The 26,312-nt window shown below is 74.5% G+C and carries 17 protein-coding genes; 6 read left to right on the top strand and 11 right to left on the bottom strand.

Features of this window, described 5'->3' with window-relative positions; genetic code table 11:
- Positions 1 to 269 precede the first annotated feature (269 nt).
- The 5 genes from OG711_RS32785 to OG711_RS32765 are packed head-to-tail and all read right to left on the bottom strand — an operon-like array spanning position 270 to position 8,223.
- On the bottom strand, positions 270 to 878 hold the full coding sequence (locus tag OG711_RS32785) for a GTP-binding protein (protein ID WP_073791764.1): 609 nt from the start codon (positions 876 to 878) through the stop codon (positions 270 to 272).
- Entirely contained in the window at positions 859 to 4,578 is a 3,720-nt protein-coding gene (locus OG711_RS32780) for a hydantoinase B/oxoprolinase family protein (protein WP_329562165.1), read from the bottom strand. Before OG711_RS32780 ends, OG711_RS32785 begins: the two co-directional genes overlap by 20 nt.
- Before the next feature lie 25 nt (positions 4,579 to 4,603).
- On the bottom strand, positions 4,604 to 4,999 hold the full coding sequence (locus tag OG711_RS32775) for a DUF742 domain-containing protein (protein WP_073791769.1): 396 nt from the start codon (positions 4,997 to 4,999) through the stop codon (positions 4,604 to 4,606).
- Between the two features lie 9 nt (positions 5,000 to 5,008).
- Positions 5,009 to 5,446 carry a roadblock/LC7 domain-containing protein gene (locus OG711_RS32770; RefSeq protein ID WP_073791771.1) on the bottom strand — a complete coding sequence of 146 codons (438 nt, stop codon included), beginning with the start codon at positions 5,444 to 5,446 and terminating at the stop codon, positions 5,009 to 5,011.
- Positions 5,443 to 8,223, bottom strand: coding sequence for a nitrate- and nitrite sensing domain-containing protein (locus tag OG711_RS32765; RefSeq protein WP_329562161.1), 2,781 nt, complete (start codon positions 8,221 to 8,223; stop codon positions 5,443 to 5,445). The genes OG711_RS32770 and OG711_RS32765 overlap by 4 nt, the downstream gene beginning before the upstream one ends.
- A gap of 489 nt (positions 8,224 to 8,712) precedes the next feature.
- On the opposite strand from OG711_RS32765, the gene OG711_RS32760 reads away from it, so the two are divergent.
- A complete protein-coding gene (locus OG711_RS32760) occupies positions 8,713 to 9,234 on the top strand; it encodes a hypothetical protein (protein WP_073791775.1) in 522 nt (173 codons plus the stop codon).
- A gap of 368 nt (positions 9,235 to 9,602) precedes the next feature.
- On the opposite strand, the gene OG711_RS32755 is transcribed toward OG711_RS32760, so the two are convergent.
- From OG711_RS32755 to OG711_RS32745, 3 genes are all read right to left on the bottom strand, one after another.
- A complete protein-coding gene (locus OG711_RS32755) occupies positions 9,603 to 14,333 on the bottom strand; it encodes a coiled-coil domain-containing protein (protein ID WP_329562159.1) in 4,731 nt (1,576 codons plus the stop codon).
- 171 nt (positions 14,334 to 14,504) lie between these two features.
- Complete coding sequence (locus tag OG711_RS32750) at positions 14,505 to 15,398, bottom strand: hypothetical protein (protein ID WP_073791779.1); 894 nt, start codon at positions 15,396 to 15,398, stop codon at positions 14,505 to 14,507.
- A gap of 190 nt (positions 15,399 to 15,588) precedes the next feature.
- Complete coding sequence (locus tag OG711_RS32745; protein ID WP_329562156.1) at positions 15,589 to 17,115, bottom strand: hypothetical protein; 1,527 nt, start codon at positions 17,113 to 17,115, stop codon at positions 15,589 to 15,591.
- Positions 17,116 to 17,508: 393 nt separating this feature from the next.
- On the opposite strand from OG711_RS32745, the gene OG711_RS32740 reads away from it, so the two are divergent.
- Genes OG711_RS32740 through OG711_RS32730 form a run of 3 tightly spaced genes read left to right on the top strand, consistent with a single transcriptional unit; the run spans position 17,509 to position 19,878 of the window.
- On the top strand, positions 17,509 to 18,318 hold the full coding sequence (locus OG711_RS32740) for a LamB/YcsF family protein (protein ID WP_329562154.1): 810 nt from the start codon (positions 17,509 to 17,511) through the stop codon (positions 18,316 to 18,318).
- Positions 18,315 to 18,932: a 5-oxoprolinase subunit B family protein gene (locus tag OG711_RS32735; RefSeq protein ID WP_329562152.1), complete on the top strand. Its 618-nt coding sequence runs from the start codon at positions 18,315 to 18,317 to the stop codon at positions 18,930 to 18,932. Before OG711_RS32740 ends, OG711_RS32735 begins: the two co-directional genes overlap by 4 nt.
- A 25-nt stretch (positions 18,933 to 18,957) precedes the next feature.
- The gene (locus OG711_RS32730; protein WP_329562150.1) at positions 18,958 to 19,878 is read left to right on the top strand and encodes a 5-oxoprolinase subunit C family protein; all 921 of its coding nucleotides are present in this window, start codon (positions 18,958 to 18,960) and stop codon (positions 19,876 to 19,878) included.
- Positions 19,879 to 20,232: 354 nt separating this feature from the next.
- Here the strand turns inward: OG711_RS32730 and OG711_RS32725 are convergent, their stop codons facing one another.
- The gene (locus OG711_RS32725; protein WP_329562148.1) at positions 20,233 to 21,645 is read right to left on the bottom strand and encodes a HEAT repeat domain-containing protein; all 1,413 of its coding nucleotides are present in this window, start codon (positions 21,643 to 21,645) and stop codon (positions 20,233 to 20,235) included.
- 279 nt (positions 21,646 to 21,924) lie between these two features.
- Positions 21,925 to 22,341: an ankyrin repeat domain-containing protein gene (locus tag OG711_RS32720; RefSeq protein WP_329562146.1), complete on the bottom strand. Its 417-nt coding sequence runs from the start codon at positions 22,339 to 22,341 to the stop codon at positions 21,925 to 21,927.
- Between the two features lie 321 nt (positions 22,342 to 22,662).
- Between OG711_RS32720 and OG711_RS32715 the strand changes: the two genes are divergently transcribed.
- Together OG711_RS32715 and OG711_RS32710 are read left to right on the top strand one after the other, a co-directional pair.
- Entirely contained in the window at positions 22,663 to 22,857 is a 195-nt protein-coding gene (locus tag OG711_RS32715; RefSeq protein WP_073791794.1) for a hypothetical protein, read from the top strand.
- Between the two features lie 45 nt (positions 22,858 to 22,902).
- Positions 22,903 to 24,534: an FtsK/SpoIIIE domain-containing protein gene (locus OG711_RS32710; protein WP_329562144.1), complete on the top strand. Its 1,632-nt coding sequence runs from the start codon at positions 22,903 to 22,905 to the stop codon at positions 24,532 to 24,534.
- A 196-nt stretch (positions 24,535 to 24,730) separates the two neighbouring features.
- Here the strand turns inward: OG711_RS32710 and OG711_RS32705 are convergent, their stop codons facing one another.
- Entirely contained in the window at positions 24,731 to 26,236 is a 1,506-nt protein-coding gene (locus OG711_RS32705; protein ID WP_073791798.1) for an SCO1417 family PLP biosynthesis transcription factor, read from the bottom strand.
- Positions 26,237 to 26,312: the final 76 nt, after the last annotated feature.

Raw genomic sequence — 26,312 nt, 5'->3', positions numbered from 1 at the left:
ACCCCTGTGCGGTTCTCCTGTGGCCCGGCCGTCTGCCCGGGGACGCTGTCGCGCAGGGGCCGCCGACGGTCGTGGCGTGGCGTGCCGCGGCCCGGCCGGGACGCCGTGCCGCGGGGGTTCACGTCCGGGCGTCCGCGGTGCCCGGTGCGGCCGTACGGGGCGCGCTGCGCCCCTCGTGGACGACTGTGCGGCCCAAGGGGCGTTCAAGCCGGGAAGGGTGCCGTGACGCGCGTGGGCGGGCCCGGGGGGCCGTGCGCGGGCGTGGGGGATCAGGTGGCCGTGGCGGCCGCCCGCCGGGAGGCCGCGAGCTTCATCGCGTGCTCGACCACGTCGATGAGGACGTCCTTCACGGATTCACGGTCCCGCGCGTCGCACAGGACGACCGGGACGGCGCTGTCGAGGTCGAGTGCCTGGCGTACCGAGTCGGCGGGGTAACGGGCCGCGCCCTCGAAACAGTTGACGCCGACCACGAAGGGTATGTGCCGTCGTTCGAAGTAGTCGACGGCCGCGAAGCAGTCCTCCAGGCGGCGGGTGTCGGCGAGGACGACGGCGCCCAGTGCCCCGGTGGCCAACTCGTCCCACAGGAACCAGAACCGGTCCTGTCCGGGGGTGCCGAACAGATACAGCACCAGGTCCTCGCGGACGGTGATGCGGCCGAAGTCCATCGCCACGGTGGTGGTGGTCTTGCCCTCGACGCCACTGATGTCGTCGATCGGACGACCCGCCTCGCTCAGGGTCTCCTCGGTGCGCAGTGGCTTGATCTCGCTGACCGCGCCGACCAGGGTCGTCTTGCCCACACCGAAGCCGCCCGCCACGAGGATCTTGAGCGTGACGGGTTCTATGGGGGCCTTGCCGCGCTCAGTACGCCCCAGGATCATCGCTTTCTTCTCCTGCCTCGGTGGAATTGAGCGTCGGTGGACCATACCCGCCGCCGCCCGGTGTCTCGACGACGAGTACGTCGCCTGGGCCGACCGTCACCGAATCGCTGCCGTCGAGCGGCTGCACGGTGCCGTCGGCCCGTTCGACGCGGGAGGTGCCGAGCGCGCCCGGCGCGCCGCCCGCGAGGCCGTAGGGCGCGATCCTGCGGTGCTGCGCCAGGAGGGACACGGTCATGGGCTCCAGGAACCTGATGCGCCGCAGCGCGCCGTCACCGCCGTGCCAGCGGCCCGCTCCCCCGCTGCCGTGCCGGACGGAGAACTCCTCCAGGAGGACGGGCAGCCGCCACTCCAGGACCTCGGGGTCGGTGAGCCGTGAGTTGGTCATATGGGTCTGCACGACGGACGCGCCGTGGAAGCCGTCCCCCGCGCCGGAGCCCGAGGCCACCGTCTCGTAGTACTGGTGGCGGTCGTTGCCGAACGTCACGTTGTTCATGGTGCCGGAGCCCTCCGCCTGGACGCCGAGTGCCCCGTACAGGGCGCCGGTGATGGCCTGTGAGGTCTCGACGTTGCCCGCGACGACCGCGGCGGGCGGTCGTGGGGCGAGGAGACTGCCGGGTGGGACGACGATGCGCAGCGGGCGCAGACAGCCGTCGTTCAGCGGGATGTCGTCGGCGACGAGGGTGCGGAACACGTACAGGACCGCGGCGTTGACGACCGCGTAGGGGGCGTTGAAGTTGGTGGCGAGCTGGGGTGAGGTGCCGGTGAAGTCGACCGTCGCGGAGCGGTCCGCGCGGTCGACGGTGACCCGTACGTGGATGACGGCGCCGGAGTCGGTCTCGTAGCCGTACTCGCCGTCGTCCAGGGCGTCGATGACACGGCGTACGGATTCCTCGGCGTTGTCCTGGACGTGTCGCATGTACGCCTGGACGACATCGATGCCGAAGTCGTCGATCATGCGCCGGACCTCGTCGACGCCCTTCTGGTTGGCGGCGATCTGGGCGCGCAGGTCGGCCAGGTTGGTGCGCGGGTCACGTGAGGGGTGGGGGGCCTCGGTGAGCAGGCGCAGGGTCTCGTCCTCGCGGAGGCGTCCGTCCTCGGTGAGGAGCCAGTTGTCGAGGAGGACGCCTTCCTCGTCGAGGGTGCGGCTGTCGGCGGGCATCGAGCCGGGGGCGATGCCGCCGATCTCGGCGTGGTGGCCGCGTGAGGCGACGTGGAAGAGGAGGTGTTCCCCCGCCGGGTCGAACACGGGGGTGATGACGGTGACATCGGGCAGGTGGGTGCCCCCGTGGTAGGGGTCGTTCACCGCGTAGGTGTCGCCGGGACGCATGGTGGTGCCGCGTCTGCCGATGACCTCCTGGACGCTGGTGCCCATCGAGCCGAGGTGCACGGGGATGTGCGGGGCGTTGGCGACGAGGTTGCCCTCGGGGTCGAACAGCGCGCAGGAGAAGTCCAGGCGTTCCTTGATGTTGACGGACTGGGCGGTGGACTCCAGCCGGGCGCCCATCTGTTCGGCGATGGACATGAACAGGTTGTTGAAGAGTTCGAGGAGCACCGGGTCGGCCTCGGTCCCCGGCCGGGAACTCCCGGGCGGGACGGCCCGTTCCAGGATCAGGTGGCCCAGGGGGTGCGGGGTCGCCCGCCAGCCGTCGTCGACGACGGTGGTCGCGCCGTCCTCGGTGATGACCGCCGGTCCGGTGACGGTGCGGCCGGGCGGCAGCTGCGCACGGCGCAGCAGGGGTACGTCGTGCCAGGTGCCGCCGGTGTGCAGGGCCGCGGTGTGCGGGGGGCCGGGTGCGGTGGGGTGCTCGGTGAGGGTGGACAGATCGGGGGGTTCGGTGAGGCCGGTGGCTTCCACGGAGAGGGATTCGACGACGACGGGGCGGTCGAGGGCGAAGGAGTACATGTCGCGATGGCGGTCCTCGAACGCCTGGGCCATCGGGCCGGGTTCGGTGAGATCGACGGTGAGGGCGGTGTCCGTGCCGTCGTAGCGGAGCTGGGCGCGCCGGGTGACCCGGACGCGGTCGTCGGGTACTCCTTCGGCGCGCAGCCGGCCGCGGGCGGCCTGTTCCAGTTCGTCGGCGGTCGCGAGGACGCGGGGCATGGCGCGGGGTCCGAGTTCCGTCTCGACGGAGCGTTCACGCATGGCGGTGGTGTCCGCGAGCCCGATGCCCAGGGCGGAGAGCACTCCGGCCAGGGGTGGGACGAGCACCGTGCGGATGCCCAGCGAGTCCGCGACCATGCAGGCGTGCTGGCCGCCGGCTCCGCCGAAGGTCGTCAGGGCGTAGCGGGTGACGTCGTGGCCCTTCTGCACGGAGATGCGTTTGACGGCGCCCGCGATATTGGCGACGGCGATCCTGAGGTAGCCCTCGGCGACCTGTTCGGGGGTGCGGTCGTCGCCGGTGCGGCGGGTGATGTCGGCGGCGAGCGCGGTGAAGCGGTCGCGGACGAGGGCCGCGTCGAGGGGCTGGTCGCGGCCGGAGCCGAAGACGTGCGGGAAGTGCGCGGTCTGGATGCGGCCGAGGGCGACGTTGGCGTCGGTGACGGTGAGCGGTCCCCCGGCGCGGTAGCAGGCGGGGCCGGGTACGGCTCCGGCGGAGTCGGGGCCCACGCGGTAGCGGCTGCCGTCGAAGCGCAGTACGGAGCCGCCGCCCGCGGCGACGGTGTGGATGTCGAGCATCGGCGCCCGCAGCCGGACCCCGGCGACGGTGGTCGTGAAGACGCGTTCGTAGGCGCCCGCGTAGTGGGAGACATCGGTGGAGGTGCCGCCCATGTCGAAGCCGATGACCCGGTCGTAGCCCGCGAGCTGCGACATCCGGGCCATCCCGACGATGCCGCCGGCCGGTCCGGACAGTACGGCGTCCTTGCCGCGGAACTGTCCGGCGTCGGTGAGTCCGCCGTTGGACTGCATGAACATCAGTCGCGGGCCGCCGGGGGCGTCCGGATCGCCGGTCGCGTCGAGGTCGTGCGCCAGCCCCCGTACATAGCGGCGCAGCACGGGCGAGAGATAGGCGTCGGCGACCGCGGTGTCCCCGCGCGGGACGAGCTTCATCAGTGGGCTGACCTCGCTGGACAGTGAGATCTGCGGGAAGCCGATCCGGGCGGCCAGTTCGCCCACCCGCTGTTCGTGGGCGGGGTGCTGGTGGCTGTGCGCGCAGACGACGGCGAGCGCGCGGATGCCGTCGGCGTGGGCGGCGCGCAGGGGGCCTTCGAGGGCGTCGAGGTCGGGCGGGCGCAGGACCTCGCCCTGGGCGGTGACGCGTTCGTCGACCTCGATGACCCGTTCGTACAGCGGTGGCGGCAGGACGATCTCACGGTCGAAGATCCGCGGCCGGTTCTGGTAGGCGATGCGCAGGGCGTCGTGGAAGCCACGGGTGATGACCAGGGCGGTGCGTTCCCCGGTGCGTTCGAGGAGGGCGTTGGTGGCGACGGTGGTGCCCATGCGGACGGATTCGACGGCGGCATCGGCGTCGGAGGGGTGGTCGCGCAGGATGCGGCGGATGCCCTCGACGGCTGCGTCGGCGCCGGGGGCGGCGGGCGCCGCGGCGGCCGACGGTGGGTCGTCGGTGGCCGGGGCGGGGTCCTGGGCCGCTTCGGGGTGGGCGGACAGGAGTTTACGGGTGAGGAGGCGGCCGTCGGGGCGACGCGCGACGATATCGGTGAAGGTGCCACCGCGGTCGACCCAGAACTGCCAGCCCGTCATGTCGTTCTCCCCGCTGCCGCGCTGTTCAGAGCGCCCGGAGGCCGTTGATCACGTCGCGCAGAATACTCTCGTCCGGCAGTTCGGCGGGCGGTACGGGACGGGTCACATGGACGAGTTCGTCGTCGACGAGGTCCCCGATGAGGACGCGTACCACGCCGATCGGGAGGTCGAGTTCCGCCGCGAGTTCGGCGACGGACTGGGGCGTGTCGCGGCACAGCTCGACGATGTCGACATGTTCCGGGGAGAGGGTCTGGTCGGCCTCCGGGTCGGCGGTGTGAGGTTCGGTGACGACCACCGCGATGAGATCGAGGCGGTGCTGTGCGGCGCTGGTGGTACGGCCCCGGGTCATGGCGTACGGGCGTACCACGGGGCCGGCGTCGTCGTCGAACCAGTGGGGGGGTCCCTGACCGTCTGGTCTCATGTCATCCCACTACCCTCCCGCGGGCAGACCGGTGCGCGGAGCGGCCCCCAGATGCACGCCGACCCGCTTGACGAGCAGGGTCATCTCGTAGGCGACCTGTCCCACGTCGGAGTCCGCGTCGGACAGCACGGCGAGACAGCTGCCGTCCCCGGCGGCGGTGACGAAGAGGAACGCGTCGTCGAGTTCCACCACGGTCTGGCGGACGCTGCCCGCGTCGAAGTGGCGTCCCACACCCTTGGCGAGGCTGTGGAAGCCGGACGCGACGGCGGCCAGGTGTTCGCTGTCCTCCCGGGTGAGGCCCTGCGAGACCCCGGTGGGCAGGCCGTCGCCGGACAGGACGAGTGCCTTGCGGATGCTGGCGACGCGTTCGACGAGTTCGTCGAGCAGCCAGTTCAGATCGTTGTTCCCCCCGGGGCTGTCGAGCCCGTCGGCCTTCGGTGCGGTCATCGACCGTCCCCCTCAGATGTCGTTCCCTGTGCTGTGCCGTCCGGGGCGGTGTCGCCCTCGGCGTTCTCCTCACGGCCGCGTGCCCACCCGCGCTGGAGCGAGGCCATACGGCTGCGTACTTCGTCGGCGTCCCGCTCCTCGGCGGGACGGACCGGCCCGCCGCCGCCTCGGCGGGTGGGGGCCTTCTTGAGCTGGGGGGCGAGATTGGCCTGGCGGACCCGGCGGGGCAGTGCTCCGTCGGCGGGTTCGGCCGGGCCGTCACCGGCGCGGGGGACCCGTTCGCCGGTGACCCGGTCGAGCCGGGCCAGGCCGGGTGCGCCGCGGTCGGGTGCGGCGCCGCGTGGGGAGGCGCTGGGGGGTGCGGCGTCACCGCCGCGCGCGGGGGTGCTCGTGGTGGCCTCCGGGAAACGGCGGCGGCGCGGCAGGACCGGCGCGGTGGTGGGGGTCTCGGGGGTGGGGCGGTCCGCGGCGGGGTCGGGTACGCGGTGCTCGGGGTCCACGACGGGCCGACCGTGGGAGCTCACGAGTTTGGGGGTGTGCCGACGGGGCAGCGGGACCGCGCCACCGAGGCGTTCGTCGTCGGAGCCCCGCGTGGCGCCGTCGGGGTCCTCGGCGGGCTGCTGGTCGTCCGGGAGCGCGGTGACGGTGCGGCGCGGGCCGAGCAGCGCGTGTTCGCGTTCGTTGTCCCTGCGGCGGGCGGGGAACATCTCGATGTCGTCCGCGGAGCCGACGGGTGCTTCCAGTTCGACGGGGACGTCGAGCAGGGAGGGGGGCAGTCCGGGGAGCTTCGCGGCGGACCTGCCGAGCGCGGGGCGGCTCCCCGCCTCGGCGAGGGACCGTCCGGTGCGCAGACCCGCGTCCTCGGCGTCGGCGGCGGTGATGCCGCCGGCGTCGGTGAGCAGGGTCTCGGGCAGGAACACGACGGCGGTCGTGCCTCCGTACGGCGACGGCTGGAGCGAGACGCGGACGTTCTGGCGCTGGGCGAGACGGCTCACCACGAAGAGGCCGAGCCGGTCGGTGTCGGAGAGTTCGAACTCGGGGGTCTCGGAGAGCCGGAGGTTCGCGTCGAGGAGCGCGTCGCTCGCCATGCCGAGGCCCCGGTCGTGGATCTCCAGGGTGAAGCCGTTGGCGACGTAGTCGCCGTGGACCTGGACCGCGGTGTGCGGCGGTGAGTAGAGGGTCGCGTTCTCCAGGAGTTCCGCGACGAGATGGGTGAGGTCGGCGACGGCGGGACCGGTCACGGCGATCCTCGGCAGCCGGCGGACCTCGATGCGCTCGTAGTCCTCGACCTCGCCGACGGACGCGCGGACGACGTCCATGAGCTGGACGGGCTTGCGCCACTGCCGGGACGGGGCGGCGCCGGAGAGGATGACGAGGCCCTCGGCGTGGCGGCGCATCCGGGTGGTGAGGTGGTCGAGGCGGAAGAGGTCCGCCAGTTCGTCGGTGTCCTCGGTGCGGCGTTCCATCGTGTCGAGGAGAGTGAGCTGCTTGTGCAGCAGGACCTGGCTGCGGCGGGCGAGGTTCACGAAGACGTCGGAGACACCGTGCCGCAATTCGGCCTGTTTGACGGTGGCTTCGACGGCGGCGCGCTGAAGGGTGTTCAGGGCGAGTCCGACCTGGCCTATCTCGTCCTTGCCGAACTCCAGCCGGGGTGCTTCCGTCTCGACGTCGACCTGTTCGCCGGCCGCGAGGCGCCGCATGACGCCGGGCAGCCGCACGCCGGACGCCTCATGGGCGTCCAGGCGCAGGGTGCGCAGGTCGCGGATGAGACCGCGGCCCACCCGTACGGAGAGGAAGACGGAGAACAGCAGGGCGATGAGGCCGAGGATGCCGGCGATGACCGCGCGGGCGATGACCCCGACGGCGATGGGGTGGACGCGGTCCTGGTAGCGGTCGTTGGCGGCGGCGTTGCGGGTGGCCAGCTCGTCGAGGACGGCATCGGTGGCGCGGTTCCAGCTCGCCGCGGTGAACATGCTCGCCGCGCCCGGGGACGCGGCGGAGACGGACTCCTCGGCGACCCGCAGCGGGGTGGCGTCGGCGCTGCGCCAGAAGCGCTCGTAGCGGACGCGTTCCGCCTCGGGCAGCAGGGTCAGGTTCACCTCGTAGAGGAGGGTCCGCTGCGCCACGAGGTCGGAGATGTCACGGATCTCGTGCCGGGTCAGGCGTCGGGCGGCGAGGGCCGAGCCGAGCAGGGCGTCCTCACGGGAGAGCAGTTCACGGGCGCGGGCGAGACCGACGAGGGCGCGGCCCTGCTTGTCCATCTCGGGGTCGTCGAGACCGTGGACGGTCATCAGCAGGGCGTAGCTCGGGTCGATCAGCCGGTTGTAGAGGTCGAGCGCGGTGCTGCGGCTGACGGTTCCCTCCTCGACCGCGTGGCGCAGCGATTCGAGGCCGTCGAGCGCGTCGAGGAGTGCGCTGAGCCGGCCGCGGGACTCGGTGTCCAGGTCCTCGGCGACACCGGAGTCGGTCGCGTTGCCGCGGATCTTCGCCACGAGCTTGTCGGTACGTCCGCGCAACAGCCGCAGGTCGGACAGGGCTTCGGAGGCCCGGGGGTCGGCGAGGTAGGTCAGGGACTGGCGCCGTTCCTCCTGCACCGCCTGGACCATGTCCTCGATGGGGTAGCCGATCTTGTCGACCACCTCGGCGACCGTGAGCAGACGGACCGCCTCACGGCTGGTGATGATCGTGGAGAAGCTCCACAGGGCGGTCAGGGAGACAAGCGGCACGAGCAACAATGCCACGATCTTCCGACGGATCGACTTCCCGCGAAAGCGCATGGCCTCCCCCACATCGAGCCCCCGCTCAGGGGGGATACACAGGTGCGTCAAGAAACGGCGTGAGCCTACTACTCACGTGGGAACAACTCGAAGACGTGTCCGGATGCTTTTGCGTCGCGACCAGCGGTCCTGATCATGAGTTGTCCGGGTATGAGGGCAGATTTCTGCCCGGTTCGGACGGCCAGGAAGCGGGGCCGACGCACACATTATTCACGATCACTTGGCTGAAAACGTTCGCCCCCAGGGAATCTTCGCGGCCGTTCGTTCGTCTACCTCACAGGAGTTGGGTCACGGGGCGGGATCACCGAGGGACGAGTGGGGCGGACGCCGGGGGGAACAAGGCGTGGAGGTCCGCAGGTCTCCAATGGATCACATCCGCCCCATGCCGCTCCCAGGTGGCGTAAAACAGAGCAAGACGGGCAGCCACTTGGGTGTCGATGCCTGTGGCACCAGGGGGTTGGCCGGTGAACGGTGGGGAGTGACGAGGTCATGAACACGGCAGAGCGGCAGCCGTCGGCCGTCCGGGGGGCCGCGGCCGTCCGTCCCGGCGCGGGGGGCGGGGCCGAGGGAGCCCGGGGGGCTCGCCGTGCGGGCGGCGCGGGGGACGGCCGTGCGGCGCCCTCCGCGAGGGCGCTGTGGGTCGAGGAGCCCGCGAACAGGTTCCGGATGGCGGACCCGGTGCGTACGGCGGCGGTGCGGGCGGTGATCATCGTGTCGCTGACGCTGATTCAGGCGATGGTCGCCTTCTTCTGCACCCTCGCGGGGTCGTGGCTCGCGTTCCCGATGGTGCTGAGCAGCGTGGCCAGCACGGTGGTCGCGACCTGGGGCGTGCTCGACGTCTGGGTGACGCGGCAGGTGTGGAAGCAGCGGCACGGCGTGGTGTCCATACCCAGCAGCACCGCGCGGGCGCTGCGGCGTGAGCGGCGTCGGGCACGGCGGCGCGCCAGGTCGGCGGAGCGCGCGCGAATACGCGGCGAGCGGCGCGGTGGACAGCAGTTGTCCCACTCGTAGGTGACGCCCGGACGGTGCGGCCGTGGCCGTGCGTCCGGACTATGGGTTGTGGGCTGCGGGCCGGTGCACCGGGAGCGGGTCGGCCGTGGCCGTGCGGCGAGACGGTCGGCCGTGGTCGTTCGGCGGGCGGACCGGCATCCGGACGGGCGGACGGGCGGACGGGCGGACGGGCGGACGGGGCATGGTCGTCCGTCGCGCGGGTGGGGTTTCGCCGTACGCGGGTGAGCCGCCTCAGGAAGGCCCGGGAGCGCCGGGGACTGCCCCGGGGCGGCCGGAGCCGCCCCGGAAGGGCTGAGGGCCGCCCGCCGGATGGGGTGGGAGCGCGGCGCCGCCCTGGGATGCCGCCCACCGAGGCGGGGGCTTTGAACTCAGATCGCTCCGGTGGGCCGCTTGTACATCCGGGTCGCGGTGATCTCGCCATGGACGCCCTCGTCGGAGGCCGTCCGGTTCGGCAGACCGGGGCGCAGATGTTCCTCGACGCTGATGTACTTCAGACCGGCCCGCAGGTCGGCGTCATTGCGCAGCCGGATCACCAGGGGGAACTCCGCCAGCGCGGTCGTGTCGAAGAGACCGGTCGTGTAGAGCAGCTGCACACCGAGCGCGTCCGACACCGCGCGCTGGAGCTCCAGCAGATAGGTGGCGTTGGCGCGGCCGATGGGGTTGTCCAGGAACAGGGTGCCCGCGTGCCGGTGCTTGTCGCGGCCCCGGTCGTTGGAGCGGAGCGCGGCCATCGTGCAGTACAGCGCGATGGCGGCGGTCAGCAGCTGACCGCCGGAGAAGACGTCGCCCATCTGTCCGACGGGCACCCGCTCCGCGCGCAGCACGGCGTCGGGCTTGAGGATCTCGACGGAGATCCCGCGTGGCTGGAGCGCGGCCTGCACCCCGCGCAGCAGCAGGGACATCCCGTCCCGCCGCAGATCGGAGTTCTTGCGGAGGGCCGCGCGGGTGGCCTCGTCGATGACCTCGCCGAGCCGTTCCACGAGGGTGGTCTGGTCGGGCTCCTCGAAGCGGATACGCAGGAACTCCTGGCCCGACCACTCGCCCAGCCCTTCCGGGAGCCGGGAGAGCCGCTGCGCGGACCGCAGGGTGGCCAGCGCGGACTCCACGAGACCGCGCAGCCGGTCCACGATCGAGTCGCGGTTGCGTTCCAGCTGGGCCAGTTCGTCGGTGAGGACGCGCAGCCGGGGTGCGAAGGCGTCGGCCCACTTCTGCGCGTGGTCGGGCAGCGCGGCGGCGGGCAGTTCACGGATCTGCTGCCGGGCCGGGGTGCGGACCTGCTCGTAGCGGGTGGAGTTGGCGTGCCGTACGAGGGTGTCGCTCGCCTCGCGCACCGTGCCGTCGGCGGTGGACAGGTCGGTCGCGCAGCCGCGCAGTGCCCGCCGGGTCTCGGCGGCGGCCCGGCGGGCCTCGTCGAGGGTGCCCGGGTAGGGCTCGGCGGTGTCCGCGGCGCTCTCGTCGTCCTGGTGGTCGCGCAGCAGGTCCCGCAGCAGGGCGGCGGTCTCGTCGAAGCCCCCGGCGGCGTCCTCGGCGGCGCGGTGCGCCTCCAGCAGGGTGGTGTGTGCTTCCCGGGCGGAGGCGACCGCCCCGGTACGGGTGGCGAGTTCGCCGGTCGCGGTCCGCAGCAGGGCCTGGGCGTGCTCGGCGTCCTTGGGTGTGAGCTCGTCGGGCAGCTCGGTGTGGGAGCCGCCGTCGTCGGGGGCGTGGCGCTCGGCTTCGCCGCGCAGCCGTCCGAGCTGCTCGCTGGCGAGCGAGGTGCGGTTCTCCAGGAGTTGGACGAGCTCGTCCGCGCGGGCGGCGGCGGCCTGCCGGGACGGGCCGTCGGACCCGTCGGGTGACTGGAGGAGCTGTGCGGCACGGGTGCGGACCTTGTTGCTGAGACGGTCCAGTTCGGCGAGCGCGGCGCTCTCGTCGCTCTCGGCACGGGCCTGTTCGGCCCGCAGGTCGGCGCCGACGCCGACCTTCTCGTAGAGCTGTGAGGCGGCGCGGTACGCCTCGCGCAGCGCCGGGAGCGACGCCTTCGGGGCCTCGTCGTCCGGGGCGGTCCGCGCCGACAGGTCGTCGGGGGCGCCCGCGATCTCGGCGCGTTCGGCGCGCAGGGCGCGGGCGGTGCGCCGGGCGTCGTCGGCGCCGCGCTGCGCGGCGCGGCGGTCCTCGTCGGCGGCGCGGGCGCGGTCCAGACAGGTCTGGGCGCGGGCCTCCGACTCGACGGCGTCGTCGGCGAGTTCCCGCAGTCTGACCTGCCAGCCCGCGCGTTCCCGCAGCCGGAAGGCGAGGCCCGCGAGGGCGTCGGCGGCGCGGCGGGCGCGCTGGGCGGTCTCCTGGCGGGCCTCGCGGAGCCGGGCGGCCTCGGTGGCGGTCTCCTCGGCCTCGGCGCGCGCGGTGCGGGCCTCGGCCAGTTCGCCCTCGGCCTCCTCGGCGAAGGTGTGCGCCTGGCGGGCCGCCGTGGCGAGTTCGGTGAGGCGCCCGGCGGGGCATCCCGCGCGCCAGGAGGTGAGCCGGGAGGCCAGCTCGCGGTCGCCTGCGAGCCGGGCGGCGAGTGCGCGGATCTCCTCGTCGCGGGCGGTGGCGCGGGTGCGCAGGGCCTGGCGTTCCTCGTCGGCGGCGTGCTCGTCGTGCATGGCCGGGTTCGGCGGGACGAGGAACACCCCGGAGTCGTCGCCGGTCCCGCTGGCCGGGGTGGGCGCGAGGAGGGCGGCGGCGGTGCCCACGGCGACGGCGGAGCGCGGGAGCAGGGCGGCGCTGGCGAGGGTCTCGCGGGCCCGGGTGTGGGTGTCGGGGTCGGTGATGACGACGCCGTCGACGAGTTCGGGGCGCGCGGCGAGCACCCGCGCGTGGTCGGCGGGGTCGACGGCCTGGGCGAGGTAGCGCCAGCCGGGCAGGGCGGGGATGCCGTGCTCGCCGAGGTACTCGACGGTCGCGAGGACGTCGGGGCCGGGGGGCAGGAGCCCGCCGTCACCGAGGGCGCCGAGGATGCGGGAGTCGTCGGCGGCGGCGGTGCGCAGGTCGAACAGCTGGCGTTCGGCGCCGGCCACGCCGTCGTCGAGGAGGCGCCGCAGCTCGTCGGCGACCCGGTCGAGTTCCTCGGGTGACAGGGGCAGGTCCGGGGCGGAGCCGTCGTCGTGGCCCGGACGGCCTCCCTGGGTGGCGGGACCTGTGGCGGTGTCCGGGCGGGCGCCCGCCGGTGTGCCCGTGCGGGGCTCGCCCGCCTTGCGGGGCTGCGGGACGGCGGCGCCGTCCGGGGTGCGGACGGGGGCCCCGGGGAGGCTGAGGAGTTCGGCGAGGCGTTCCTCCGCGGCGAGGGCCTCGGCGGTCAGCCGCTCGGCGTCGTAGGCGCGTTGGGAGGCGCTCGCGGCGTCGGCCGCGCGGGCGGCGGTGAGTTCGGCGCGGGCTTCGGCGGACGCCGTGCCGCGGGCCTCCTCGGTGGCGCGGTGGGCGGTCTCACGGGCGGCGTCCCAGGCGGCGACGGCGGTCTTCTCGGCGTCGCTGGCGGCGAGCGCGGCCCGCGCGGGGTCGGCGTCGGGGGCGGCGTCGTCGAGCCAGCCTGCGCGGACGGCCTCGGTGGTCTCCTGCTCGACCTCGTCGAGCCGCTGGCGCAGATGTCCGGCCTCGCTGCGGGCGCGCTGGGCCTCGGTGGCGGCGGCGGTCGCGTCGCGGTGGGCGGCCTCCCCGGTCTCCTGGAGGACGGCGGAGCGTTCCTCGCCCTCGTTGGCCAGGTTCTCGGCGCCCTCGGCGGCGGAGTGCAGGGCGCGGACGAGGTCGGCGGCGGCCCTCGCGCGGGCGGCGAGCGCGGGGGCCGCGTCCCGCTCGGCCTCCAGGATGGCGGCGGCGACCCGGCCGGAGCGGTCGGCCGCGGCACGGTGCCTGAGCACGTTCTCGGCGGCCTGCCACGCGGCGTGCAGCGTACGGGCGTCCGCCAGCTCGCGCTTCTGCGCGGCGGCGGTCCTCTCGGTGGCGGCCAGGGCGAGCGAGGCGTGCCGGTAGGCGAGTTCGGCGGCGATCAGCTCCGTACGGCCGCGCTCCCGGTCGGCCTCGGTGACGGTGTGCGCGGCGGCGGTGACCCGCTGGGCCAGTTCGGCGGTGCGGTGGCGTTCGCCCGCGCCCCGGGCGGACAGCGCGCGGGCGAGGGTCCGGGTGCGGCGTTCGGCGGCGCTGTGGACGTCCCGCGCGCGGGCGCGGGTGGCCGCGGCGTCCACGATCCGGCCGAGGAGGTCGACGGACCCCGCGGTGAAGTCGCGTTCGGCGATGAGCTCGTCGCGGCGGCCGAGCTTGTTCCCGAAGCCGCTGACGAGGTCGGCGAGGCCGTCGGTGTCGCGGGTGTCGGTGACGGCCCGCAGCAGCAGATCGGTGAAGTCGGAGTCCTTCTTGACGGCGAAGAGCCCCGCGGCCTCGCCCTCGTCGGCGTTCATCTCCCGCTGGTAGCGGAAGAGTTCCGGGTCGAGGCCGAGTTCACCGAGGTGCTCGGTCCAGCGCTCGTGGATCTCCTCCCAGTGCACATCGAGGTGCGGGTATGCCTTGCCCGCCTCGGTCAGGGCGTCGCGGAAGCCCTTCATGGTGCGGCGGCGGCCCTGTGCGCCGGAGGCGCCCTCCACCGGCGGGCGGACGGCGGTGGACTCGGCGACCGGCAGATTGTCCAGACCGAGGCCGGGACCGGGGCGCAGGGAGTACCACGCCTCGGCGAACTTGCGGGGGTCGCCCGAGACCTGGCGGCCCCGCCATTCGCTGACCTTGCCGACGACCACGCACTCCCCGGTCAGGGTGTGCTGCCACTCCAGGGCGACATGGCCGCAGTCGTCCGCGAGCAGGAACTTGCGGAGCACCCCGGAGCTGGCACCGCCGAGGGTGTTGCGGTGGCCGGGGAGCATCACCGAGAAGATCAGCTTGAGCAGGACGGACTTGCCGCCGCCGTTCTCCAGGAACAGCACGCCCGCGGGCGCGGGGCGGCGGGGCGGACCGACGGGCTCCGCCGCGAAGAACTCCGCCTGGGTGGGGGCGGGGTCGGGCACGGGGGCGCCGACACCGCGCAGGTCCAGCACGGTGTCGGCGTAGCGCGCACCGGCCGGCCCGATGGAGTAGAGGCGGACCCGGGACAGCTCGTACATGGCGGCGGACTCTCGTCGAGGACCCGGACACAGGGGGGCGTCCGGCGGATGGGGCGGGGGCGGTCGGGGCGGCGGAGGCGGTCGGTCAGGGCGGTGGGATCGGGCGGGTACCGGGGACGGGGCGTTGACGTTGGCGTCGGGGGCGGGGTACCGGACAGGCGGGGCGGGGCGTCAGGAGTGGAACGGGAGGCCCGCCCCGGCGACCAGCTCCAGGTCGTCGGCCTCGTCGGCGGGCAGCAGCGTCGCCGTGCCGTCCGACACGGGGACCACCCCCAGCTCCAGCAGCTCGCCCAGCGCGGCACTGCCCGCCAGGTCACGGACCTGGAGCTGATAGCGCGCGGTGGTGCGGTACGTGCCCCCGGAGTCGTCGCCGGTGCGCTGGAGGAATCCCGACTCGGTGAGGAACGCGACGGCCTTGGCGACGATCCCGGTGGTCGAACCGGCGAGTCTGCGGGCGTCCTTGGTGGCACCGGTCGAGCTGCGGCGGGCCCAGATCCGCCAGGCGGCCTCCAGTCCGGGGGCGTCGGTCGCGGGGTCGGTGTTCTCCCCCTGTGCCTCGGCGCGCTCCTCCAGCCGGTGGCACGCCTGCCGGACGAACGCGTCGACGCCGTTGACGGTGACACGGCCGATGTACGCGTCGTCGGCGAGGTCCTCGGGGCGGGGGAAGGCGAGCGCGGCGACGGCGAGATGGGCGAGGCCGTGCAGGAAGCGGTCGGCGGAGTCGGCGGCGGTGCGCCGGGCGTAGTCGCCCATCCGGACGGCGAACACCGAGTCCTCGGCGGCGGTGACGGCCATCCCCGCGCGCGGGGAGACCTCCAGGACGATCAGTCCGAGCCCGGTGGCGACGGCGTCCGCGAGGCGCGCGAACGGCGGGTCCTCCCGGTAGCGGCGCAGCAGTTCGGCGTACTCCTGGTCGCGGGCGGGCTGGAGCTTGGGCTGAAGGCCGAAGGCGACGAGCCGGGCCGCGTCCGCGGTGTCGGCGGGGGTGACGGGCGCGGCGGCCGTGGGCTGCTGCCGCTCCTCCGGCTCGCTCCACGCGGCGGTGTCTGCGTGGTGGTCGCTCACGGCTGGTGCTCCTCGGTGCGGTGGTGTGACGGAGTGCGGGGTAGGGCGACGGCAGGGCGGCGGCCGGCGGCCGGACCGGCGGCAGGTGCCCGACCGGCGGCGGGTGCCCGACCGGCGGCCCGACCAAGGGCGGGTGCCCGACCAGGGACGGCCGTCGGACCTGGTGCGGGTGCCGGGTGGAGGGGCTTCCTCATGCCGCCTCCTTGCGGTCGGCGGCCATGCCCGCCGCGTCCAGCAGCGCGGTGCCGACGATGAGGTCGGCGCCGCCGAACTCGATGTCGTCCAGCTCGGTGCCGTCGTCGACGGCGAACACCAGCTTCTCCTCGCCCTGCCGGTAGGCCGTACCGACCGGGGGGCTCGCCGCGTGCACCGCGAGGAGGGCCACGAGGTAGGGCAGCTCGGGGTCGCCGCGCCGGGCCTCGGCGAGCAGCCCGGACAGCCGCCTGGGGGCGTCGGCGGGCAGGTCGAGCAGCCGGCGCGCGCTCGCGAACTGTTCCTCGCTGAACCGGCTGTCGTCGGGGGTCGCGATCAGATCGGGCTCGGGCATCTCGGCGCCGAGATGCTCCCGCTCCTGGGGCGGGGTGAGCAGGATGTCGACCAGATCGGTCACCCGTACGGACACGGGGGTGCGCAGGCCGGTGCCCCGGGCGAAGAACGCGTCGGTGACCCGCTTCGCCTGCTCGACGGGCAGCGGCAGGGTGGGGGCCACGAGCTGGCCGTACAGATCGAGTCCCGCGCGCGCGGTGGGCGCGGCGAACGCCTGGCGGTCCTGCTCGGCGCGGAACAGGGGGCCCGCTTCGAGGAGACGGGACTGGAGCTGGGTGTGCCTGCGGATGCAGTCCTTGACGATGTCGACGAGCTCGGCGGCGCGGCGCTTTTGCTCCGGCTCCTCGGACTCGTCCCGCGCCTTGCGGATGTTGGTGAGGATGGCGTTCTCGTGGCGGTAGCGGTCGGCGACATGGTCGAGGGCTTCGTCGATCATGTCGGGGACGCCGTGGAGCCAGTCGACCGCGCGGACGTTGCGCCGGGTGGCGTCGAGGGCCCTGCGGAGCGTCTCGGAGTACTGCACCGTGCGGTACCGGGCCTGCTCGGCGGCGAGTTGGGCGTCGGCGAGGCGGCCCCTGCGGATCAGGACCTCCAGCTTGACCTCGGCGGCGATCTGCGCGCTGGTGACGTCGGTGTCGAGGGCGCCGACGAGGACGTTCACCGCCTCGTCGGTGGTGCGCAGGAAGACCCCGCCGCCGTAGCCGGGGACCTCCTCGACGAGCTTGAAGTCGTAGTCCCGGCGCACATAGGTGCCGTCCGGCGCGAAGGTGCCGTACACGGCGCGGAAGCCGCGGTCGACACTGCCGACGTTGATCAGGTTCTCCAGGACCCAGCGGGCGACCCGCTCGTGCTCCTCGCCGGGGCGGGCCGGGGCCTGGGCCGCGATCCGGGGGACGAGCCGGGCGACGATCTGTTCGTGGTCGGCGCCGGTGTCGAAGTCCATGTTCAGGGTGACCAGGTCGATGGCGGCGAGCGCCACCTCCGCCATGCCGTACCCGGAGTACTCGCCCGCGAGGTTGGCCTTGCGGGCGTCCAGGTCGTGCAGCGGGGCCGTGCACGCGAGCGCGCGCAGCCGCCGCGCCAGGCCCTCGTCGGCGGCCGGGCCCAGGGCGGGCCGCGCCGCCGCGCTGAGCTGGGGCGGAACGGATTCCGTCGAGGCAGGCGAAGTCACGTGGCACAGCCTAGGTCCTCGGTCTGACATCGACCCAAACGACGCAGAAGCCACGGGCGACGCCACGGGAGCGCGGCGCGAGGCGGGGCGGGCCGCGGGTGCCGACGAGCGCGGGGGAACGCCGGCCGCCACCGGGTCCGCGGCCCGCCTCCGTCGGGGATTGAGGGATCGTCGAACGATCCTCTACCGTGCTCGACAGGACACCGCCCGCTCCCCCACTCACCCGCGCCCCGTCCCCGGCACGCGGCGACCGGCACTCGGCTCCCCTCATCCCCACTCCCGTCACCCAGCACCCAGCACCCCGCCGCCTCACCCCAGCCCGCAACCCAGCGCCCCGCGCCCCAACCCCGCCACCACGCCCCACCCCGCCGCACCCAGGTCGAGAGAGGTCCCATGAGCACCGTCGACGACCGCACGCGCGCGGGACGGCACAGCGAGGCACACACGGGGGTCATCGACCTCAACGCCGATCTCGGTGAGGGCTTCGGCCGCTGGACGCTGACCGACGACGAACAGCTGCTGTCCGTCGTCACCAGCGCCAACGTGGCCTGCGGCTTCCACGCCGGGGACGCCGTGACGATGCGGCGGGTGTGCGAGCTGGCGGCGGCCCGGGGGGTGCGGATCGGCGCCCAGGTGTCGTACCGCGACCTGGCGGGGTTCGGGCGCCGCGCGATGGACGTGCCGTCCGACGAGCTGACGGCCGAGGTCGCCTACCAGATAGGCGCGCTCGGGGTGTTCGCGCGCGCGGCGGGCACGCGCGTGGCGTACGTGAAGCCGCACGGGGCGCTGTACAACCGGGTCGTCGGGGACGGGGAACAGGCCCGTGCCGTGGTCGACGGGGTGCTCCTCACCGGGGAGCCGCTGCCGGTCCTGGGGCTGCCCGGTTCACGGTTGCTGGAGGCCGCCGCGGGGGCCGGACTGCCGGTCGTCGCCGAGGCGTTCGGGGACCGTGCCTACACCGACGAGGGCACCCTCGTCCCGCGCGGCCTCGACGGTGCCGTCGTCACGGACCCGGACGCCGTCGTGACCCGGTCGGTGGGGCTCGCGCGCGAGGGCGCGGTCGTCGCGCACAGCGGACGCGAGATCGAGGTACGGGCACGGTCGCTGTGCCTGCACGGCGACACCCCCGGGGCGGTGCTCCTGGCCCGCCGGGTGCGCGCGGAGCTGGAGCGGTCCGGGGTGCGGGTCGAGGCGTTCGTATGAGGCCGCTGGAGGTCGGGGCGCACGCGCTGCTGGTGGAGCTGGACAGCGGTGAGGAGGCGCGGGCCCTGCACGCCGAACTGCTGCGCCGCCGCGCCGCCGGGGAGCTGCGGGTCCGGGAGATCGTCCCCGCGGCCCGAACGGTGCTGCTGGACGGTCTGGACGATCCGAGGGGGCTGGCGGCCCGGCTCCCGGCCTGGTCGGTCCCGCCGCCCCGGTCCCGCGCGCGGGACGTCGTGGAGTTGGCGGTGCGCTACGACGGACCGGACCTCGCGGAGGTCGCGGCACTATGGGGTGTCAGCCCCGGTGAGGTGGCCGCGATCCACTCCGGGACGGAGTTCCGGGTCGCCTTCTGCGGGTTCGCGCCGGGCTTCGGCTATCTGACGGGCCTGCCGGACCGCTACGGGGTGCCGCGCCGCGCCACCCCCCGTACGGCGGTGCCCGCGGGGGCGGTGGCCCTCGCGGGGCCGTACACGGGGGTGTATCCGCGGGCGTCGCCGGGCGGCTGGCAGCTCATCGGCACGACCGACGCGGTGCTGTGGGACCACGCGCGCGTGCCCGCGGCGCTGCTCGCCCCGGGCACCTCCGTACGGTTCGTGCCCCAGGAGCGGCCGTGAGCGGCCACCCGGGCGGGGTGGGGTGTTGACGACCGGCCGCGCGGTGGTCGTCGTACGGGCGGGCGCGCTGACCACCGTGCAGGACCTGGGGCGCCCGGGGTACGCGCATCTCGGGGTGCCGCGGTCCGGGGCGCTCGACGCGCCGGCCGCCGCCCTGGGCAACCGGCTGGTCGGCAACGCGCCGCCGGCCGCCGTTCTGGAGACGACCGTGAACGGCTGCGCGGTGCGTACCCGCCAAGGCGTCACGGCGGCCGTCACGGGGGCGCCCTGCCGGGTGACCGTGGACGGTCGCCCCGCCCCCTTCGGCGCGCCCTTGTGGGTGCCCGCCGGGGCGGTGCTGGACGTGGGGTCGGCGGTGGCCGGGGTGCGGACCTGTCTGGCGCTGTCCGGCGGGGTCGCCGTCGAGCCGGTGCTGGGGAGCCGGTCGGCGGATCTGCTGTCAGGGCTCGGGCCCGCGCCGCTCACCGACGGGTGCGTACTGCCGCTGGGGCCGGAGAACGCGCCCCACGCGCGCGTGGACGTCGCCCCGCAGCCGGGACCGCCCGCCGAGCTGGTGCTGCGGGTGCGGCTCGGGCCGCGCGCCGACTGGTTCACGGCCGACGCGCTGCGGACGTTCGGCACCCGCGTGTACCGGGTCTCCTCGGCGAGCAACCGGGTCGGGCTGCGTACCGAGGGGCCGCCGCTGGAGCGGGCGGTGAGCGGGGAGCTGCCCAGTGAGGGCATGGTGCTGGGCGCGGTGCAGGTTCCGCCGGACGGGCGCCCGGTGGTGTTCCTCGCCGACCATCCGACGACCGGCGGCTATCCGGTGGTCGCCGTGGTCCACGAGGACGGTCTCGCGGCGGCGGCCCAGGCACCTCCGGGCACACCGGTGCGCTTCGTCCCGGTCGGCCCGGGCGCGATCGGCTCCCGCCCGGTCGGTTCCGTTCCGGCCGCGCGCCGCCCCTGACCGGGCCGTCCTGACCGGGCATCCTGACCCGAGCCGTCCTGATCCGGCGCCCCTGATCCGGCGCCCCTGATCCGTCCGGTCCCGGCGGACGGCAGCCGCGAGGTCGCCGCGGCGGGCCTGCCCGCGAGGGTGCGACGGGCGGTTCGCGGGGGTATGTCAGCCGATCGCCCGGCGACGCGGCGGGCCGCCGTGCGCGGCGGCCGCGAGCGTCTGCGTCTGCGGGTGCGTCCGCAGGTGCGTCCGCGGGTGGATGTACCCGTCGGCGGACTCGCACGTGGGTGGGTGTACCCGTGGTGGCGGTACCCGTGGTGGAGGTACGGCCGGGCCCGGCGGCGCTTCGGGGGCGCGGCGGGGTCAGGCGGCCTCCGGTCCGATCCGGCTGCGCACGGCGGTCTGGACCTCGTCCTCCTCGGCGGGGTCGGCCGCGAGCCTGCGCAGCTGCTCCACCACGCGCGCGTCGCCGGTCTCCGCGTGCCGTGCGGCGATCTCGCGGGTGGTCTCCTCGCAGTCCCAGAGGCATTCGACGGCGAACCCGGCCGGGAACGAGCCGTCGGTGGCGGCGAGCGCGCGGGCGGCGCGTCCCCGCAGCTGGGAGGAGGCGGTCTCCCGGTACACATGGCGCAGTACGGGTGCCGCGCAGACGATGCCGAGGCGGCCGGCCCCGTCGACCAGGGTCCACAGGGTGGGTGCGTCGGGGCCCTCGGCGCGCACCGCCTCGCGGAGGGCGTCGAGCACGAGCATGGTGTCCTGGGTGCCGCCCCGGCAGGCGAGCACGCGTCCCGCGGCGGCGCCGAGCGTGTCGGGCCGCTGGACCCAGGCGCGGGCCCGGTCGACGGCGGCGGGCCCGCGCATCCGCTCGAAGGACTCGACGGCCGCTTCCGCCACGGTCGCCGAGGGGGAGGCGACCGCGATTTCGATCAGGTCGAGGGCGAAGGGGTCGTGGGTGTCGGCGAGATAGCGCAGGGCGGTGCAGCGGGCGCCGTCGGCGCCGTCGCGGGCGGCCCGCACGATCTCGGCGTGGTCGTCGGGTCCGGCGACCGCCGTCAGGCAGCGGGCGGCGGGCACATGCAGGGGGGTGCCGCGTTCGGCGCCGCGTTCGGCCCAGTCGAGGACGGCCCGCACGCTCCAGTCGGGGCGTGGCCCCGTGGAGTCGAGCTGGCGCTGCCAGCGGTCGAAGGAGCCCTGTTCGCGGGCGGCCCGCACCCGGGCCGCGACGGATTCGCGCGGGTCGTCGGCCCACAGCCGCCAGGGCCGTGGCTCGAAGGCGTCCCGGACGGTCGCGGCGAGCGCGGCCTCGCCCTCGGTGTCACGGGCGAAGCGGGCGAGGACGGGGGCGGCCAGCGAGCGCAGCCCGGCGTCGTCGTCGCGCAGCGCCAGTTCGTCGAGGGCCCAGGCCCAGTTGCTGCCGACGGTGGCGTACCGGCGGAGCAGCTCCAGGGCGTCGCGCCGGCCGTAGGCGGCGAGGTGGCCGAGGACCGCGAGGGCGAGTCCGGTGCGGGACTCGTCCGGGTCGAGGACGTCATCCGGGTGGAAGAGGTGGGCCTCGACCGCGTCGAGCTCGCCGTCCAGGTCGAGGTAGAGGCGGGCGTAGTAGAGGGAGCGGTTCTCCGCCTGCCAGTCGTGGCGGGGATCGTGGAGGACGCAGTTGTTGAGTGCCGCGAGCGCGTCGGCCCGCGGGGCGGTGAGCGCGTGCAGTGTGCCGTCGCCGCGGCCTCTCTGAAGGAGACCTAGCAGCGTGCCACTGGGCGCTATGACCGAATCGAACATGGGAAACAGCCTCACATCAAGCGTCGACGTGACCAGGGACTCGCGACTACCAGGTCTCGCGGCAACACGTCGGGGCGCCCGTCGTCTCATGCTTGTGGTAGACCATCTCTTCCTCTGCCTCTCGTCGGTGGCCCGTGCCGGGCCGTTCAGGGCCCGCGCGGTGCGGCAACACCTGCCCCGCCGTCGCGTCCGTGAATCACCTCGTCATGATGACCCAGGCGTTCACAATGCCGCGACCGATTTCCCGGACCGGCGTTCCGCCTGGTCAGGGGGCGGTGCTCAGCCTGTACCGAAGAGTGCCAGCAGGTGTGTCCGGCCGAACATGCGGGCCGTGTCGACGGCGGAGGGCGTACCCGCGGTGGGGTCCGCGCCGCCCTCGACGAGGGCCTGGACGACGGCGTCCTCGCTCTTGAAGACGGCGCCCGCGAGCGGGGTCTGGCCCCGGTCGTTGACCCGGTCGGGGTCGGCGCCGCGCTCCAGCAGGGCGCGGACCGTGGCGACGTGGCCGTGGTAGGCGGCGAGCATCACCAGGGTGTGGCCCTGGTCGTTGGTGAGGTTCGCCGGGACCCCGGCGTCCACGTACGCGGCGAGCCGCTCGGTGTCGCCCTGCCGGGCCAGGCCGAAGAGCTTCGTCGCCAGCTCCACGACCTCGGCGTCGGGGGTGGGGGCGGCCTCGGGCTCGGAGGCTTCGCTCATCGGTCGGACCTTCTTTCGGGCAGCGGGCAGGGGCGGGGGGCCGTGCGGGTGAAACGTCAGGGTACTGCCCGTCGGGGCATATGACGGGCCGAGTTCTCGGTTCGGTGCCGGGCGGCCCGGGGCGTGGCCGTGGGGATGTCCGGACGGGGTGACCGGGAGGGTCCGGACGGGGGTCGGCTCCCCGCCGTCCGGGTGAGCGGATGTCCGCTGTTCAGGCGAAACGTCCAGCAATTCACCCAGTTGCACCTTTTATCGTATGGATACCTCCTGTGAGCCTGGAACAACTCATGGTGTCTGTCCCCACCGACCAGGAGAAACCTCATGATCCTCTCCATCTCGGGCGTCGTGCTGCTCGGAATCATCGTGTTCCTGTTCTTCCGGAAGGACGGCCTCAAGGGCTCGCACGCCGTGGTGTGCGCGCTCTTCGGCTTCTATCTGGCGAGTACCGCCATCGCGCCGAGCATCAAGGCGGGCGGGGCGAGCCTCGCCAGCCTGCTCGGCGGGATCAAGTTCTGACCCAGTCCCCCGCACCCCCTCCGCACGCACCTTCAGGAGACCGATGTGGCCCGGCGCCCCCTTGCCCGCGTCCTGCGTAACGGCAGCGCACAGATCGCCCGAAGCCGGGAGCTGGCCCGGTCGGCGGCCGACAGCGCCACCGATGTCCTCCATCCGCTGATCACGATCACTCGCGGACTGCACCGCCTGGCCGGGGCCGGGCGGCGCAGATGGACCGACACCCCGGCCGACCGCCGGGGCGGACTGCTGTTCCTGGCGGCCTCCGTCGTCCTGGTCGTGGCACTGCTGCCGTACGGACCGCTGCTGGCCGTCATCACCCTGATGGCGGCGGCGGCCTGGTACGGCCGGGACCGGGCACCCGCGACCCCGGCGGGCCCCGACGAGTCCCAGGTCCAGCGGCTCACCTCGCTGTACGAGGCGCTGGTCCCGTACTTCTCCGTCGCCGAGGACCCCAGCCCGCTGTACGCGCACGGCGGTGACTGGGAGAAGGCCTTCGACGCCTTCGAGTTCGACGGCGACGGGCGGATCAGCCGTCTCCTGGTGCGCTACCCGGCGTACTTCACGGACGGCGAGCCCGCCGCGCGCGCCCGGATCGAGCATCTGCTGCACGCGAAGTCCGGGCGCGGGCGCGAGTACCGGTTCGACTGGGACGAGGAGGGCAACGAACTGACGGTCGCCGTACTGCCGCCGCTGCCCACCGACATCACGGCCCAGCCGTTCGTCACGGCCCCCGGCGAGATCGTGCTCGGCTTCACCGACCCCACCGGTGTGCGGCGCACCCTCCCCGTCCGGCACGGCGACGGACACCGGGACGAACCGCCCGTCGTCTGGCGCACCGGGTACCGGTCCACCGAACCGCATCTGCTGGTGGTCGGCGCGCCGGGCAGCGGTACGTCGACCCTGCTGCGCTCGATCGCCCTCCAGGCGCTCCGGCACGGTGACGTCCTGATCGTCGAGGGCACGGGCACCGGCGAGTTCGCGTGTCTGGCCGGACGGGCCGGGGTACTGGCCGTCGCCTGCGGGCCGGCGGGCGCGCTCACCGCGTTCCAGTGGGCGGCGGACGAGACGGAGCGGCGGCTGGTCGCCGCCAACCAGGCCCGCCAGGCGGGGCATCCCCCGCCCGAGGACGTCACCCGCCCGCTGTACGTGCTGGCCGACCGGCCCTCCGCGCTCGGGCGGCTCGCGGCGGACGGGCAGGGCGAGGGGGAGCGCGATCCGCTGTCCCTCCTCCAGGTCCCGCTGCGGCACGGCCGGGCGGCGGGTGTCACGGTCGTCGTCGCCGATCAGTACGACAGCTACGACGGCACGATCACCGTCCCGGACAGCGTGCTCCCCTGCACGCGCGCGCGGGTCGTGCTCGGCCCCGTGGCCGACCGGCTCGCCGGGGTGCTGGGCGCGGCGCCGTCCACCACGCCCGCCCCGCGGATGCCACCGGGCCGGGGGCACGCCCGGCTCGGCGACGGACCCGTGCTGCGCTTGCAGGTGCCCGCCACCCCCGACCCGTGCGACGACGCCACGAGCGACGCGCACCGGCAGGCCGTGCTGGCGCTGCTGCCGCCCCGGGCCGCCGCGCCGGGCGGCGAGGGCGCCGCGGACGTCGAGGGCCCGCCGACCCAGGAGGTACGGACGGCCCGCGCGGACAGGGTCCCGATCGAGACGGCGGCCGCGGAGGGCTGACCGCCCCGGCGACCGTCCCGCAGCCGTCGCCCACCCCCACCGGCCCCGCGCGTTCCCGACACCGCGCGTTCCTGGTGGGCGGTGGACGGTGCGCGGTGCGCGGTGCGCGGTGGCGGCTCGGACCACGAACGGCAACCAAAGGCCACAGCGACGTACGCCCAGGCCACGAACGTACGCCCAGGCCGCGAACCCGCGCTCAGGCCACGAACGTGCGCGGGGGCTCGGCGCCGTGCGCCCCGCCCGCACCGCCGCGCACCAGCCGCGCCGCCGCCGCGAGTCGGGACGCCGCCTCCTCCGCGACCGGGCCGCCGACCGTGAACGGCAGTCGTACATAGCCCTCGAAGGCGCCGTCCACCCCGAACCGCGGCCCGGAGGGAACCCGTACCCCGACCCGCTCCCCCACCTCGGCCAGCCGCGATCCGGACAGACCGCCGGTGCGCACCCACAGGGTCAGACCGCCGTGCGGCACCTCGAACTCCCAGTCCGGCAGCTCCCGGCGCACGGCCGCCACCAGGGCGTCCCGGTTCTCCCGGGCCTGGGTACGGCGCAGGGCGACCGCCTGCTCCCAGCCGTCGCCGCGCAGCAGCCAGTTGACGGCGAGCTGTTCCAGTACGGGGGTGCCGAGGTCGGCGAAGGCGCGGGCCGCGACCAGACTGCGGATCACATCGGGGGCCGCGCGGACCCAGCCGATACGCATACCCGCCCAGAACGCCTTGCTCGCCGAGCCGACGGTGATCACCGTGGAGCCCGCGGGGTCGAAGCCGCACACGGGCCGCGGCATCGGCAGATCCGGGTCCAGCCGGACCTCGCTCATCGTCTCGTCCACGATCAGGACGGTCCCCGCCGCGCGGGCCGCCTCGACCAGGGCGCGCCGCTGGTCCTCGGGGATCAGCGCCCCGGTGGGGTTGTGGAAGTCCGCGACGACGTACGCGAGGCGGGGCGCCGCGTCCCGCAGGACCTGGCGCCAGCGGTCCAGGTCCCAGCCGCCGAGCCGTTCGGCCATGGCGACGGGGACCAGCCGGGCGCCGGCCTCCCGCATCAGCTGGAGGATGTTGGCGTAGCTGGGCGACTCGACCGCGATGCGTTCGCCGCGCCCGGCGAAGAGATGGCAGATCGCGTCGGTCGCGCCCATCGCCCCGGTGGTGACCATGATCTGCTCGGGCATGGTGGGGATGCCGCGCGCGGTGTAGCGGGCGGCGATCATCTCCCGCAGGGCGGGCAGCCCGGCCGGGTAGTCGCCGTGGGTGTGGGCGTACGGCGGCAGTTCCTCCAGCGCGCCGTGCACGGCGCGGGTCAGCCAGGGCTCGGGGGCGGGGAGCGCCGCGCAGCCGAGGTCGATCATCGACCCCAGGGCCTCGGGGGGCAGCGGTTCGAGGCCGCGCGCGGGGAGGGGGTTCCCGGCGGGGACGGAGGTCCAGCTGCCGGCGCCGCGCCGGGACTCCAGGAAGCCCTCGGAGCGCAGTTCCTCGTAGGCGGCGGCGACGGTGGTGCGGCTGACGGCGAGGGAGAGGGCGAGTTCGCGTTCGGCGGGGAGGCGGGCGCCCACCGGGACCCGGCCCTCCAGCACGAGCAGCCGGACGCCGTCGGCGAGCGCCCGGTAGGCGGGGGGCTTGCGGCTGCCGGGGCCGGCGGGGCGGTCCTGCTGGGAGCTGAGCAGCCGGGCGAGCTGTGCCGCTCCGACCGTGGAGGTCCACTGCACCATGCTTTTCAGTCCACCTTTATCGGATTGGCCATGGATCGATGGTTCCTGCAAGCCACAGAGTGACATGAGCCAGGCC

The organism is Streptomyces uncialis, from assembly GCF_036250755.1.
In the GTDB taxonomy this organism is placed as follows: Bacteria; Actinomycetota; Actinomycetes; order Streptomycetales; family Streptomycetaceae; genus Streptomyces; species Streptomyces uncialis.
This window is presented reverse-complemented; position numbering and strand designations above follow the sequence as displayed.

Excerpts from the sequence above, each read along its gene's own strand:
- OG711_RS32770 (WP_073791771.1), bottom strand. The coding sequence starts at position 5,446 with ATGACCGCACCGAAGGCCGACGGGCTCGACAGCCCCGGGGGGAACAAC.
- OG711_RS32735 (WP_329562152.1), top strand. The coding sequence starts at position 18,315 with ATGAGGCCGCTGGAGGTCGGGGCGCACGCGCTGCTGGTGGAGCTGGAC.
- OG711_RS32760 (WP_073791775.1), top strand. The coding sequence starts at position 8,713 with ATGAACACGGCAGAGCGGCAGCCGTCGGCCGTCCGGGGGGCCGCGGCC.
- OG711_RS32755 (WP_329562159.1), bottom strand. The coding sequence starts at position 14,333 with ATGTACGAGCTGTCCCGGGTCCGCCTCTACTCCATCGGGCCGGCCGGT.
- OG711_RS32780 (WP_329562165.1), bottom strand. The coding sequence starts at position 4,578 with ATGACGGGCTGGCAGTTCTGGGTCGACCGCGGTGGCACCTTCACCGAT.
- OG711_RS32725 (WP_329562148.1), bottom strand. The coding sequence starts at position 21,645 with ATGTTCGATTCGGTCATAGCGCCCAGTGGCACGCTGCTAGGTCTCCTT.
- OG711_RS32715 (WP_073791794.1), top strand. The coding sequence starts at position 22,663 with ATGATCCTCTCCATCTCGGGCGTCGTGCTGCTCGGAATCATCGTGTTC.
- OG711_RS32740 (WP_329562154.1), top strand. The coding sequence starts at position 17,509 with ATGAGCACCGTCGACGACCGCACGCGCGCGGGACGGCACAGCGAGGCA.
- OG711_RS32785 (WP_073791764.1), bottom strand. The coding sequence starts at position 878 with ATGATCCTGGGGCGTACTGAGCGCGGCAAGGCCCCCATAGAACCCGTC.
- OG711_RS32705 (WP_073791798.1), bottom strand. The coding sequence starts at position 26,236 with ATGGTGCAGTGGACCTCCACGGTCGGAGCGGCACAGCTCGCCCGGCTG.
- OG711_RS32720 (WP_329562146.1), bottom strand. The coding sequence starts at position 22,341 with ATGAGCGAAGCCTCCGAGCCCGAGGCCGCCCCCACCCCCGACGCCGAG.
- OG711_RS32765 (WP_329562161.1), bottom strand. The coding sequence starts at position 8,223 with ATGCGCTTTCGCGGGAAGTCGATCCGTCGGAAGATCGTGGCATTGTTG.
- OG711_RS32775 (WP_073791769.1), bottom strand. The coding sequence starts at position 4,999 with ATGAGACCAGACGGTCAGGGACCCCCCCACTGGTTCGACGACGACGCC.